The sequence below is a fragment of the Nocardia sp. NPDC057353 genome, from assembly GCF_042667085.1.
Taxonomy (GTDB): Bacteria; Actinomycetota; Actinomycetes; order Mycobacteriales; family Mycobacteriaceae; genus Nocardia.
In genome coordinates, this window is record NZ_JBHVAK010000001.1 from 216,536 (window position 1) to 231,587 (window position 15,052).

At 73.7% G+C, this 15,052-nt stretch carries 1 protein-coding gene; it reads left to right on the forward strand.

Going from position 1 to position 15,052, the window contains the following annotated elements; genetic code table 11:
* Positions 1 to 4: 4 nt before the first annotated feature.
* Positions 5 to 15,037 (forward strand): type I polyketide synthase, encoded by a 15,033-nt coding sequence (locus ACFUUZ_RS00740; protein ID WP_378690889.1) that lies wholly within the window; start codon positions 5 to 7, stop codon positions 15,035 to 15,037.
* Positions 15,038 to 15,052: the final 15 nt, after the last annotated feature.

The following is a 15,052-nucleotide window of genomic DNA, read 5'->3' on the forward strand; positions in this document are numbered from 1 at the left end:
GCCGATGGTCGACAACGACACACTGGTCAAATATCTGCGCCGGGTGACCGCCGAGCTGCGGGACAGCCGCCGCCGGGTGACCGAACTCGAGGAACGCACGGCCGAGCCGCTCGCGCTCGTCGGCATGGCGTGCCGGTACCCGGGGAACGTGCGCTCCGCCGACCAGCTGTGGCAGCTGGCCGCGACGGGTGGCGAGGGCATCTCCGGATTCCCGGCCGACCGCGGCTGGGACGTGGAGGCGCTGTACGACCCGGACCCGGAGAACCCCGGGACCTCCTACACCCGCGAGGGTGGCTTCCTGCACGACGCGGGGCAGTTCGACGCCGGATTCTTCGGGATCTCGCCGCGCGAGGCGCTGGCCATGGACCCGCAGCAGCGGTTGCTGCTGGAGACGTCATGGGAGGCGTTCGAGACCGCAGGAATCGATCCGAAGTCGCTGAAGGGCAGCGATACCGGTGTCTTCGTCGGCATGAGCTACCACGACTACCTCGCTCAGCTGGAATCCGTCCCGGAGGGGTTGGAGGGATACCTCAGCACCGGCAATTCGGCGAGCGTGCTCTCCGGCCGGATCGCCTACGTCTTCGGATTGGAGGGCCCGGCGGTCACGCTGGACACCGCCTGCTCCTCGTCGCTGGTGGCGCTGCACCTGGCAAGCCAGGCGCTGCGCCGGGGTGAGTGCTCGATGGCACTGGCCGGGGGAGTGGCGGTGATGGCGACCGCTGCCTCCTTCATCGATTTCAGCCGCCAGCGCGGCCTGGCCGCGGACGGTCGGTGCAAGGCCTTCGCCGGCGCCGCCGACGGCACCGGCTGGGGCGAGGGCATCGGCGTGGTCGTGCTGGAGCGGCTCTCCGACGCCCGCGCGAAGGGGCATCCGGTGTTGGCGGTGCTGCGCTCCAGCGCGGTGAACCAGGACGGCGCCTCCAATGGCCTGACCGCGCCGAACGGCCCCGCCCAGCAGCGGGTGATCCGACAGGCGCTGACCGAGGCCGGGCTGAACGCCGCCGATATCGATCTCGTCGAGGCGCACGGCACCGGCACCTCCCTCGGCGACCCCATCGAGGCGCAGGCGCTGCTGGCCACCTACGGACAGGACCGCACCGAGCCGCTGCGGCTTGGGTCGATCAAGTCGAATATCGGCCACACCCAGGCCGCCGCCGGTGTCGCCGGTGTCATCAAGATGGTGCAGGCGCTGCGGCACGAGCTCATGCCCGCGACGCTGCACGTGGACGAGCCGACGCCGCACGTGGATTGGACCGCGGGTGCGGTCGAGCTGTTGACCGAGCCGCGGGCCTGGCCCGCCAACGGCCATCCGCGCCGGGCCGCCGTGTCCTCGTTCGGGATGAGTGGGACCAATGCGCACGTGATTCTGGAGCAGGCGCCGGAGGCCGACGAGGTCGAGCCGGTCGAGGCTCACGGGCCGGTGGCGTGGGTGGTTTCGGGTCGGGGCCGGGATGCTGTCGCGGCGCAGGCGGGCCGGTTGGCGGAGTGGGTGCGGGAGCGTCCGGAGCTGCTGCCGGTGGATGTGGCGGGCTCGCTGGTGGCGACGCGGTCGGTGTTCGAGGACCGGGTCGTGGTGGTCGGTGCGGATCGCCAGGAGTTGCTGTCCGGATTGGATGCGGCGGCAGCCGGGCTGCCGCACCCCGGAGTGGTGACCGGCACGGCGGGTCCGGAGTCCGGTGTGGTGTTCGTGTTCCCGGGCCAGGGTGGTCAGTGGGTGGGGATGGGGCGCGAGCTGCTGGCGTCCTCGCCGGTCTTCGCGGCGCAGATGGACGAGTGCGAAACGGCGCTGGCGTCCCATGTTTCGTGGTCGCTGCGCGATGTCATCGGTGACGAGGAGGCGCTGGCGCGGGTGGATGTGGTGCAGCCCGCCCTGTGGGCGGTCATGGTCTCGCTGGCCGCCGTCTGGGAATCCGCGGGCGTCGAACCGGCCGCGGTGATCGGTCACTCGCAGGGCGAGATCGCCGCCGCTGTGGTCGCGGGTGTGCTGAGTCTCGAGGACGGCGCCCGCGTCGTGGCACTGCGCAGCGCCGCGCTGCGTTCGCTGAGTGGCAGCGGAACCATGCTCTCGGTCGCCGCCCCGGTCGAGGAGCGGCCGGGAGTGTCGGTTGCCGCCGTGAACGGCCCGGATTCGGTGGTCCTCTCGGGCACGACCGAGGCCTTGCAGCGGGTGGTGGACGAACTCGGCGATGAGGTCCGCACCCGCTGGCTCCCGGTGGATTATGCCTCGCATTCCCCGGCGGTGGAGACTCTGCGCGATGAACTGGCACGCAGCCTGGCCGGGCTGACGGCGGCCGCGGGTCGGATCCCGTTGTACTCCACGGTCACCGCGGGCGTCCTCGACACCACGACCATGGATGCCGGGTACTGGTACGAGAACCTCCGTGCCACTGTCGATTTTCACGGTGCGGTCACGGCCGCACGGACTGACGGCCTGACCACCCTGGTGGAGGTCTCGCCGCACCCCGTTCTGCCCGGTGTCACCACCGTGGGCACCCTGCGCCGCGACCAGCCCGAGCAGCGGCAACTCCTGCTCGCGGCGGCGGAGCTCTTCGTCACCGGCACCCCGATCGACTGGGATACAGCGGGCCGCAGAGTCCCGCTGCCCACCTACGCCTTCCAGCACCAGCGGTACTGGCTCGAGTCCGCCCGCTCGGCCCGCGCGGACGTGACCGGCCTCGGCCTCGGCTCCCTCGGACACCCCCTGCTGGGCGCGATGGTGGGCGTCGCCGAAGCCGATACCGTCGTGCTCACCGGCACGGTGTCGCCGCGCACCCACCCGTGGGTGGCCGACCACGCCGTGCTCGGCTCGATCCTGTTGCCCGGCACCGGGTTCGTGGAGCTCGCGATCTGCGCCGCGGATCAGATCGGCTACGGCCGGGTGGACGAACTGGTCGTCCACGCACCGCTGCTCCTCGGCACGGTCACCGAGCCGGCGCCGGGGGTGACCGAGATCCAGATCGTCATCGGCGGCGCCGACCCGGACGGCGGCCGCGGGATCGATATCCACTCCCGCCCGCAGGACGGGGACGTCCCCGATCTGCCCTGGACGCACCATGCCACCGGCGTCCTCACCCCGGACGCCGCCGCACCCACCGAAGGCGAATCGGGGGCTGCCTGGCCGCCCCGCGGCGCGGAGCCGGTGGCGATCGACGGCCTCTACGAGGCGCTCGGCACCGCCGGATTCGGCTACGGCCCCGCCTTCCGCGGGCTCCGGGCGGTCTGGCGGGCGGGCAGCGACGTCTACGCCGAGGTCGCGCTGCCCGGCACCGTGGAGAACGCGGGCTTCGGCCTGCACCCGGCGCTGCTCGACGCCGCCCTGCACGCGATCGGCGCGACCGCGCTGATCGGGGCCGACGGCGCGGGACAGCTGCCGTTCTCGTGGTCCGGGGTCACCCTGCACGCGAGCGCCGCCGAGACGCTGCGCATCCACCTGCGCCGCTCCGGCGCCGCCGACGCCGTCACCCTGACCGCCACCGACCCCACCGGCGCGCCGGTCGTCACCGTCGACTCCCTCGCGCTGCGCCCGGTCACCGCCGACCAGGTGCGGGTCCGCCGCGGGCCGGACGACCTGTACGTCCTGGACTGGACCCGCACCGCGACCCCGACGGCCGCGGCGAGTACCTGGGCGGTACTCGGCACCGCCGGACACGGTGTGGCGCCTGCATTGTCGGCCCGCGGGGCCGCGCCCGCGGTATACGCCGGCGTGGCCGAGGCGGCGGCCGACGGCGCCCCGCCGGAGTTCGTCGTGCTCGATCTGACCGAGCCCGCCCAAAGCGGCCCCGCCGCCGTGCGCGATCGGGTCTGCGCGACCCTCGCGGTGGTGCAGGAGTGGTTGCGCACGCCGGAGCTCGATTCCGCCCGGCTGGTGGTGGTGACCCGCGGTGCCGTCGCGGTGCCGGACGGTGATGTCACCGATCTCGCCGGCGCGGCGGTGTGGGGGCTGATCCGCACCGCGCAATCGGAGGAGCCGGACCGCTTCGTCCTGGTGGATCTCGACCCCGCCGCGGTGCGCACCGGGCTGCTCCCGGAGGCGGTAGCGACCGGCGAGCCGCAGGTGGCGCTGCGTGCGGACGCGGTGTTCGTGCCTCGCGTGCACACGATGGATCTCGGCGCCGCAGCGCCCGTGGATCTCGGCGCCACGGCGTCGACGGACCTCGGCACCGAGGCGTCGCCGGTGACCTGGGGCGAGGGCACCGTGCTCGTCGTCGGTGGCACCGGTGTGCTCGGCGCGATGATCGCGCGGCACGTCGTCGCCCGCGGCGCTCGGCACCTGCTGCTCACCAGCAGGCGCGGCATCGAGGCGCCGGGCGGGCGGGAGCTGGTCGCCGAACTCGCGGCCGCGGGCGCCGAGGCCGAGGTCGCGGCCTGCGATGCCGCGGACCGTGCCGCGCTGGCCGCTGTGCTGGCAGGCATTCCCGCCCACCGTCCGCTGCGCATCGTCCTGCACACCGCCGGTGTGCTGGACGACGGCGTGCTCGATTCCCTGACTCCGGAGCGGTTCACGACCGTCTTCGCCGCGAAGGTCGACGCGGCCTGGCACCTGCACGAACTCACCGCCGAGCTGCCGCTGGCGGCGTTCGTGCTCTTCTCTTCGGCATCGGGCACGTTCGGCAACGGCGGGCAGGCCAACTACGCGGCGGCGAACGCCTTCGTGGACGGCCTCGCGCACCATCGGCGCGCCCGCGGGCTGCCCGCGGTATCGCTGGGGTGGGGTCTCTGGGCCCAGGCCAGCGGCATGACCGGGCACTTGGCCGAGGAGGACCGCAAGCGGCTCGATCGCAGCGGCGCCGCGGCGCTGCCCAGCGCAACGGGGCTCGCCCTGTTCGACGCCACCGTCACCGCACCCCGCCCGGCCGTGCTGCCCATGCGGATCAATATGGCGCTGCTCCGCAAGCAGGCGGCGAGCGGCGCGCTGCCCGAGACCTTCCGCGAGCTGGTGCGGGTGCCGAGCCGCCGGGCCGCGAGCAGCGGCACCGGCGCCTCGGGTGCGTTGGCCGACCGGCTCGCCGGGCTGCCGGAGGCCGACCAGCTCGGTGCCGTGCTGGAGGTGGTGCGCGCCCACGTGGCGGCCGTGCTCGGCCACACCGACGCCGGGCAGGTCAGCGTCGACCAGGCGTTCCGCGACCTCGGCTTCGACTCGCTCACCGCCGTCGAGCTGCGAAACCGGCTCGGCGCCGCAACCGGGCTGCGGCTGCCCGCCACCCTGATCTTCGACTACCCGACCCCGACCGCCATCGCCGAATTCGTGCTGCCCCAGGTATCGGGCCGGGCGCCGGAGCGGCATCGGCCGGGACCGATCCGTGCGGCAGGCACCGACGAGCCGCTGGCCGTGGTCGGCATGGCGTGCCGGTTCCCCGGCGGCATCGGCTCCGCCGACGAGCTGTGGCGCTTCGTCCTGGACGGCGGCGACGGGATCTGCGATTTCCCGACCGACCGCGAATGGGATGTCGAGGCGCTCTACGACCCGGATCCGGAGAATCCCGGCACCTCCTACACCCGGGAGGGTGGATTCCTGCACGAAGCCGCGCTGTTCGACCCGGGGTTCTTCGGGATCTCGCCACGCGAGGCGCTGGCCATGGACCCGCAGCAGCGGTTGCTGCTGGAGAACTGCTGGGAGGCGCTGGAACACGCGGGAATCGATCCGCGGTCGCTGAAAGGGAGCGACACCGGGGTTTTCGCCGGTGTCATGTACCACGACTACTCCGCGCGGCTGGCCGCCGTGCCCGAGGGGATCGAGGGCTTCCTCGGCACCGGGAACGCGGCGAGCGTGCTCTCCGGCCGAGTGGCCTACGTGCTCGGGTTGGAGGGGCCCGCGGTCTCGGTGGACACGGCCTGCTCCTCCTCGCTGGTGGCGCTGCACTGGGCGGCGCAGGCGCTGCGCTCCGGCGAGTGCTCGATGGCACTGGCCGGCGGCGTCACGGTGATGGCGACGCCGACCAGTTTCGTGGAGTTCTCCCGCCAGCGCGCGTTTGCCCCCGATGCCAGGTGCAAGGCGTTCGCCAAGGCCGCCGACGGCACCGGCTGGGGTGAGGGCGTCGGGGTGCTCGTGCTGGAACGGCTTTCGGATGCTCAGGCCAAGGGGCACCGGGTGCTGGCGGTGCTGCGCGGCAGCGCGGTGAACCAGGACGGCGCCTCCAACGGGTTGACCGCGCCGAACGGCCCCTCCCAGCAGCGGGTGATCCGCCAGGCGCTGGCAGCCGCGCGGCTGACCACCGCGGAGGTGGATCTGGTCGAGGCGCACGGCACCGGCACCTCCCTGGGTGACCCCATCGAGGCCCAGGCGCTGCTGGCGACCTACGGCCAAGACCGCACCGAGCCGCTCCGGTTGGGGTCGATCAAGTCGAATATCGGCCATACCCAGGCCGCCGCAGGTGTCGCGGGCGTCATCAAGGCGGTGCAGGCGCTACGGCACGGGGTGATGCCCGCGACGCTGCACATTGACGAGCCGACCCCGCAGGTGGATTGGTCCGCGGGCGCGGTCGAGCTGCTCGGCGCCGCGCGCGCGTGGCCGGAGCACGGCCGCCCGCGGCGGGCCGCGGTCTCCTCGTTCGGGATCAGCGGGACGAATGCGCACGTGATCCTGGAGCAGGCGCCGGAGATCGCCGAGCCGGAGCCGGTGGCTGCCGAGGGGCCGGTGGCCTGGATCGTCTCCGGCCGCGGGGCCGGCGCGGTCGCGGAGCAGGCGGGCCGGTTGGCCGGGTGGGTGCGCGCGCATCCCGAACTCGCACCGGTCGATATCGCCGGTTCGCTGGTGTCGACGCGGTCGCTGTTCGAGGATCGGGTGGTCGTGGTCGGCGTCGACCGTGGGGAGTTGCTCTCGGGGTTGGATGCGGCGGCGGGGGGGTTCCCGCACCCGGGTGTGGTGTCGGGGTCTGTGCGTCCGGGTTCGGGTGTGGTGTTCGTGTTCCCGGGTCAGGGTGGGCAGTGGGTCGGGATGGGTCGTGAGTTGTTGGCGTCGTCTCCGGTGTTCGCGGCGCGCATGGATGAGTGTGCGGAGGCTCTGTCTCCGTATGTTTCGTGGTCGTTGCGTGATGTCCTCGGTGACGAGGAGGCGCTGGCGCGGGTGGATGTGGTGCAGCCGGTGCTGTGGGCGGTGATGGTCTCGCTCGCCGCGGTGTGGGAATCGTGGGGTGTGCCTCCGGCGGCGGTGATCGGTCATTCCCAGGGTGAGATCGCGGCCGCTGTGGTTGCGGGGGTGTTGAGCCTGGGCGATGGTGCCCGGGTGGTGGCGTTGCGCAGTGCCGCGCTGCGTTCGCTGAGTGGCAGTGGGACCATGCTGTCGGTTTCGGCCCTGGTGGAGGAGCGGCCCGGTGTCTCGGTCGCGGCTGTGAACGGCCCGGAGGCGGTGGTGCTGTCCGGCACGCCGGAAGCCCTCGAGGCGTTCGCCGCCGGGCTCGACGAGCAGGTTCGGACCCGGTGGCTTCCGGTCGATTACGCCTCGCACTCCCCGGCTGTCGAGTCTCTGCGGGACGATCTGCTGCGGGTGCTGTCCGATGTGCGGCCCGGGCCGGGCCGGGTGCCGCTGTACTCGACGGTCACCGCGGCCGTGCTCGACACCACCGCCATGGACGCGAGCTACTGGTACGAGAACCTCCGTACGACGGTCGATTTCCACGGTGCGGTCACCGCTGCACGCGCGGACGGCCTCACGAAACTGGTGGAGGTCTCCCCGCACCCGGTGCTGCCGGGCACGGTCACCGTGGGCACGCTGCGCCGCGATCAGCCCGAGCAGCGCCAGTTCCTGCTCTCGGCGGCGGAGCTGTTCGTCACCGGCACCCCCGTCGACTGGAATTTCGGCGGACGACACATCCCGCTGCCCACCTACGCTTTCCAGCACCAGCGCTTCTGGCTGGAATCCGGTGCCACCGGCACCGGCGACGCTCGCGGCCTCGGCTTGGGCGTGGTCGCGCACCCGCTGCTGAGTGCGGTGCTGGAGGTGGCCGAGTCCGGCACCGTCATCCTGACCGGCCGCCTCTCCGCGCGCACCAGCCCGTGGGTGGCCGATCACGCCGTGCTCGGCTCGATCCTGCTGCCCGGAACCGGATTCGTCGAGCTCGCCGTCTGCGCGGCCGACCGGGTCGGCTGCGGCCGGGTCGAGGAGCTGGTCATCCACACGCCGCTGATCCTCGGCGCGGCCGACGATCCGGCCCCGGCCGCGACCGATGTGCAGCTCATGGTCGGAAAACCCGGCCCCGACGGCGGCCGGGAGATCGACATCTACTCCCGCCCGCACGAGGACGACAGCCCGGACCGGCCGTGGACCCACCACGCCACCGGCACTGTCACCCCGGACACCACCGAGCCTCCCGCGCTCGGGGACTGGCCGCCGCACGGCGCCACCCCCGTCGAGATCGACGGTCTCTACGACAACCTCGCCGCCACCGGCTTCGCCTACGGCCCCACCTTCCGCGGGCTGCGCGCGGTCTGGCGGACCGGCGACGACGTGCACGCCGTGGTCGCGCTCCCCGACGGTGCCGAAAGCAGCACCGCCGGAGCCGCATTCGGTCTGCACCCGGCGCTCCTGGATGCCGCGCTGCACGCCGTGACGCTCAGCGCCGACGACCGGCTCGACCTCGGCGGCGACGGCTACGGGCTGCTGCCCTTCTCGTGGTCCGGCGCGGTGCTGTACGCCACCGGCGCCTCCACGCTGCGGGTCCGGCTGCGCACCATCGGCCCGAACACCGTGCGGCTGCTGGCCACCGACCCCGCGGGGGCACCGGTCGTCTCGGTGGACTCGCTGGTCCTGCGGCCCGTGGCCGCTGACCAGGTCAAGGCGCAGCGCCCCACCGAGAACCTGTACGCGGTGCGGTGGGTTCCGCTGCGTTCCGCCACCGACCAGGTACCGGAGCGGTGGACCGTGCTCACCGCACCGGACTCGGCAGGCTTCGAGGAGCTGACCGGCCCCGGCAGGCCGGCGGCGACGCTCGACCACCTGCTCGCGGCCGGCCCGCCGGAACTCGTCCTGCTTCCGTGCACCGGGCCCGCCGAGCAGGCCGGTGCCGGGGTGCGCGCCGCGCTCGAGATCGTCCAGGCCTTCGTCACGGCTCCGCAGCTCGAATCCGCGGTGCTGGTGGTCGTGACCAGGGACGCGGTCGCGGTCGACCCCGACGAGCCGATCGCGGGGCTGACCGGCTCCGCGGTGTGGGGGCTGCTGCGCGCGGCCCAGGCCGAGCACCCCGGCCGCTTCGTTCTCGTCGACATCGGCCGCGACCCCGTTGACCCCGCGGCCCTCGCCCAGGCCATGGCCAGCGGCGAACCGCAGCTGGCGCTGCGCGGCGCCGCGATCTCGGTGCCGCGGCTGCACCCGGTCCGGCCCGAACCCGCCGAGCCGCCGCCCGGCCGGGACGGCACCGGCACGGTGCTGATCACCGGGGGCACCGGCACGCTCGGCGCCGCGGTGGCCGAGCACCTCGCCGCCACCGGGGCCGAACGGCTGCTGCTCGTCGGCAGGCAGGGCCCGGCCGCGCCCGGCGCGGACGACCTGGCGGCCCGGCTCCGGGCGCTCGGCGCGGAGGCCGAGATCATCGCCTGCGACGTCGCGGATGTCGACGCCGTGCGTCGGCTGCTCGCGGAGATCCCCGCCGATCGGCCGCTGCGCTCGGTGGTGCACACCGCGGGCGTGCTGGACGACGGCGTCCTCGAATCGCTCACGCCGGACCGCGTCGACCGGGTCTTCGCGCCGAAGGCCGACGCGGCCTGGAACCTGCACCTGCTCACCGCGGAGCTGCCGCTGGAGTCGTTCGTGCTGTTCTCCTCGGCCGCGGGTACTTTCGGCAGCGCCGGGCAGGGCAACTACGCGGCGGCGAACGCCTTCCTGGACGGGCTGGCCCAGCACCGCCGGGCCCGCGGCCTACCCGCCATCGCGCTCGCCTGGGGGCTGTGGGCGGAGGCCAGCGGCCTCACCAGCCACCTCGACAGCACCGATCGCAGCCGGATCAACAGGGCGGGCGGGCTCGCGCTCTCGACCGAGCAGGCGCTGGCGCTCTTCGACGCGGCGGTCGGCGGCGGCTGCCCCGCAGGCACCCTGCCCATCCGGATGGATACCGCCGTACTGCGCGCCCAGGCCGACGCGGGCAGCCTGCCACCGCTGCTGCGCGACCTGGTGCGGACCCCGATCCGGCGGGCGGCCGCCGGCGCCGCGGCGAGCGGCGGCGAATTCGCGGCCAAGCTGGCCGCGCTGTCCGAACCCGAGCGCCGCGTGGCCGTACTCGACCTGGTCCGGGCGCACGTCGGCGCGGTGCTCGGCTTCACCGACCCCAGGAGCGTCGACGTGCGGCGGGCCTTTCGGGAGCTCGGCTTCGACTCGCTCACCGCGGTGGAGCTGCGCAACCGGCTCAGCACCGCCACGGCGGTGCGGCTGCCTGCCACGCTGATCTTCGACTACCCGACCCCGGCCGCCATCGCGGATTTCGTCCTCGAGCGGGTGGCCGGAACGGCGTCCGCGCAGCCCCGGATCACCACCGCCGCCGCACCGGACGGCGAGCCGATCGCGGTGGTCGGCATGGCCTGCCGCTTCCCCGGCGGCATCCGCACCCCGGAGGAGCTGTGGCAGCTGGTCGCCGACGGCGGCGACGGCATCGCCGGTTTCCCGCTGGACCGCGGCTGGGACATCGGCGCGCTCTACCACCCGGACCCGGAGAACCCCGGCACCTCCTACACCCGTGAGGGCGGCTTCCTGCACGACGCCGGCGGGTTCGACGCGGGCTTCTTCGGGATCTCCCCGCGCGAGGCGGTCGCCATGGACCCGCAGCAGCGGCTGCTGCTGGAGACCAGCTGGGAGGCGCTGGAGAACTCCGGTATCGACCCGAAGTCGCTGAAAGGCAGCGATACCGGGGTCTATGCCGGGCTCATGTACCACGACTACTCGGCCCGGCTCACCTCGGTGCCGGACGGCGCCGAGGCATTCCTCGGCATCGGCAACGCGGGCAGCGTCGCCACCGGCCGGGTGGCGTACGCCCTCGGGCTGGAGGGTCCGGCGGTGACGGTGGACACCGCGTGCTCGTCGTCGCTGGTGGCCCTGCACTGGGCCGGGCAGGCACTGCGGTCGGGGGAGTCCTCGCTGGTGCTGGCGGGTGGGGTGACGGTCATGGCGACGCCGGGGACCTTCGTGGACTTCAGCCGTCAGCGCGGGCTGGCGGCGGACGGCCGGTGCAAGTCGTTCGCGGGCGCCGCCGACGGCACCGGATGGAGCGAAGGCGTCGGTGTCGTCGTGCTGGAGCGGCTCTCCGACGCGATCGCGAAGGGGCATCCGGTGCTGGCGGTGCTGCGCGGCAGCGCGGTGAACCAGGACGGCGCCTCCAACGGCCTGACCGCGCCGAACGGCCCGTCCCAGCAGCGGGTGATCCGGCAGGCCCTGGCCTCGGCCGGGCTCGGCACCGCCGACATCGATGTGGTCGAGGCGCACGGCACCGGAACCTCCCTGGGCGACCCCATCGAGGCCCAGGCGCTGCTGGCGACCTACGGCCAGGACCGCACCGACCCGCTGTGGTTGGGGTCGATCAAGTCCAATATCGGCCACACGCAGGCCGCGGCCGGGGTCGCCGGGGTGATCAAGATGGTGATGGCGCTGCGTAACGGCGTCATGCCCGCGACCCTGCACGTGGACGAGCCGACACCGCACGTGGATTGGGCGTCGGGCGCCGTCGAGCTGCTGACCTCCGCCCGGGACTGGCCGGTCAACGGCCACCCGCGCCGGGCCGCTGTGTCGTCGTTCGGGATCAGCGGCACCAATGCGCACGTGATCCTCGAGCAGGCGCCGGAGATCGCCGCACCCGAACCGGCCCCGGTCGAGGGCCCGGTGGCCTGGGTGCTCTCCGCCCGCGGCCCGGACGCGCTGGCCGCGCAGGGGCAGCGGCTGGCCCGGTGGGTGCGCGAGCGCCCCGAGCTGGCGCCCGCCGATATCGGCTGGTCGCTGGCGGCGGCGCGCTCCCTGTTCGAGCATCGCGCCGTGGTGATCGGGAACGATCGCGACGAGCTGCTCGCGGCCCTGGACGCGGGCGTGAGCTCCGGCCGGAGCGCGGGTGGGCTCGGGATGATCTTCGGGGGGCAGGGCTCGCAGCGGCCGGGCATGGGTCGTGCACTCGCGCGGGCATTCCCGGTCTTCGCGGCGGCACTCGACGAGGTGTGCGGCCATCTGGACGAATCGCTGCGGGACGTGATCGACAACGATCCCGAGCTGCTGAACGAGACCCGCTACACCCAGCAGGCGCTGTTCGCGGTCGAGGTCGCATTGTTCCGGTTGCTCGAATCCTGGTCGATCACCCCCGACTACGTGCTCGGGCACTCCATCGGCGGCCTGGCGGCGGCGCATGTGGCGGGGGTGCTGTCGCTGCCGGACGCGGCCAAGGTCGTCACCGAACGCGGCCGGTTGATGCAGGAACTCCCCGGCGGTGCGATGGTCTCGATCCGCGCGGGCGAGCAGGAGGTCCGCGGTTCGCTCGAACCCGGTGTCACCATCGCGGCGGTGAATGCCCCCGACACCGTGGTGATCTCGGGTGACGAGGATGCGGTGCTCGCGCTCGCCGGGCACTGGGAACGGTCCGGGCACAAGACGAGGCGGCTCGCCGTCTCGCATGCCTTCCACTCCCCGCACATGGACGCCATGCTCGCGGATTTCGCCCTGGTACTCCAGCAGGTGGAGCTGTCGCCGCCGCGCATCCCGGTCGTCTCGGACCGCACCGGTGAACTGCTCACCGCCGGCGAGGCGACCTCGGTGGAGTACTGGGTCCGGCACGTGCGCGACACGGTCCAGTTCTCCCGCGCACTCACCTACCTGGCCGAGCGGGACGTCACCAACCACCTCGACTCGGCCGCTCTGCTGCGCGGCGAGCGGGAATTACTCGACGGGGTCGCGCGGGTCTTCACCGGGGGCATCGACGTGGACTGGACCGCGGTCCGGCCGGGCCGCCGGGTTCCACTGCCCACCTACGCTTTCCAGCATCGCCGCTACTGGCTGGAGTCGACCCCGGAGAACGTCGACGCCGAATTCTGGCGGCTGGTCGAATCCGGCGACGCCGACGAGTGGGGATCGGTGCGCGACGCCCTGACGGCCTGGCGCTCCGCCCGGCTGGCCCGCACCGCGGCCGACTCCTGGCGGTACCGGGTGCAGTGGCGGCCATCGGCGTCCCCGCTCGGCACCGGCAGCCTCTCCGGCACCTGGCTGCTCGTCACCGCCTCCGGACACGAGCAGACCGCCGCCGCCTGCGCGGCCGCGCTGCGCGACCACGGCGCCACCCCGGTGACCGTCGACCCGGGGCCGGACGGCGCCGACTGGCCCGCGCTGCTCGGCGCGGCGACCGAAGCCCCGATCGCCGGGGTGCTCTCGCTGCTCGGGCTGCTGGACGAGCCACTCCCCGGTGCGGGCGGTGTCTCGCGCGGCCTGGCCGGAACGCTAGAGCTGGTCCGCGCGCTCGGCGCCGCCGATGTGCGGGCGCCGCTGTGGTGCGCCACCCGCGGCGCCGTCGCGGTGGGGGACTCCGATCCGCTCACCGCGCCGGTGCAGGCCATGGTGTGGGGGTTCGGGCGGGTGGTCGCGCTCGAACACCCCGAACGGTGGGGCGGGCTGATCGATCTCCCGGAGACCATCGACACCCGCGCCGGGCGCGCGCTCGGCGCGGTGCTCTCCGGTACCGACGGTGAGGACCAGGTCGCGATCCGGTCGTCGGGCACCTTCCTGCGCCGCCTCGTCCCGGCCCCGGCAGACCCCGGCGCCAACGACGGCGAGCTGCTGCGGGGAACGGTGCTGATCACCGGCGGCACCGGTGCGCTCGGCGCGCACATCGCCCGCTGGGCGGCGGCGAACGGGGCGCAGCGGCTGCTGCTGGTCTCCCGGCGCGGACCGGCCGCGCCCGGCGCCGCCGACCTCGTCGCCGAGCTGACCGACACCGTGCCGGTGCGGGTGGCTGCCTGCGACGTCACCGATCGGGCCGCGCTGGCCGCGGTGCTCGCCGAGATTCCCGACGAACACCCGCTGACCACCGTGGTGCACGCGGCGGGCGTCGACGTCCACCAGTACGCGCCCGCCGCCGAACTGGACCTGGAGCTGCTCGCCCCGGTGGTCGAGGCCAAGCTGTCCGGCGCGACCGCGCTGGCCGAGGTGCTCGAGGCGTACCCGGAGGTCGGATCGTTCGTCTTGTTCTCCTCCGCCGCCGGGGTGTGGGGTGGCGGCGGCCAGGGCGCCTACTCCGCCGCCAATGCCTACCTGGACGCGCTGGCCGAACAACGTCGCGGCCGCGGCCTCCCGGCCACCGCCATCGCCTGGGGGCCGTGGGCCCAGACCGACGGCGCCGGGATCACCACCACCGCGCAGCAGCAGATGGAGCGCCGCGGCTTGCCCGCCATGGCGCCGGAATCGGCGCTGGACGCGCTGCACCGGGCCATCGCCAACGCCGACACCGCGCTCACCGTCGCCGATGTGGAGTGGGAGCGCTTCCACGCCTCCTTCGCGCTCTCCCGCCCCCGGCCGCTGCTGCACGACATCCCGGAGGTACGGGCCGCGCTGCAGGAGGCGGTCGGGGAACAGCCGGACCGGACGGCGTTCGCCGAGCACCTGGCGGGGCTCGCCCGCGCCGAGCAGCAGCGGGCCGTGCTGGAACTGGTCCGCGCCGAGGTCGCGGAGGTGCTCGGGCACGGCGATCCGGCCGAAGTCGATCTCACCCGGGCATCGCGCGATCTGGGCTTCGATTCGCTGACTGCGGTACAGCTGAGCCGCCGGTTGCAGGTCGCGGCGGGGCTTCGGCTGCCCGCCACCCTGATCTTCGACTATCCCACCTTCGCCGAGTTGGCCGCACACATCCACGAGCAGCTGACCGACCGCACCGGCGAGCTGTTCGCCGTGCTAGAGCAGCTCGAGGGCCGGATCGCCGATCCCGCCCTGGACGCCACCGCGGGCATGGCGGCGGTGGAGCGGCTCGCGCAGGCCGTGGCGCGGCTGCGCGCCGAACTGACCAGCCGGGGCCCCGCGGCCGACACCGCGGCCCGGATCGATGAGGCATCGGACGACGAGATCTTCGAGCTTCTCGACCTGGAGCTCGAATGACCGGGCCGACGAGGG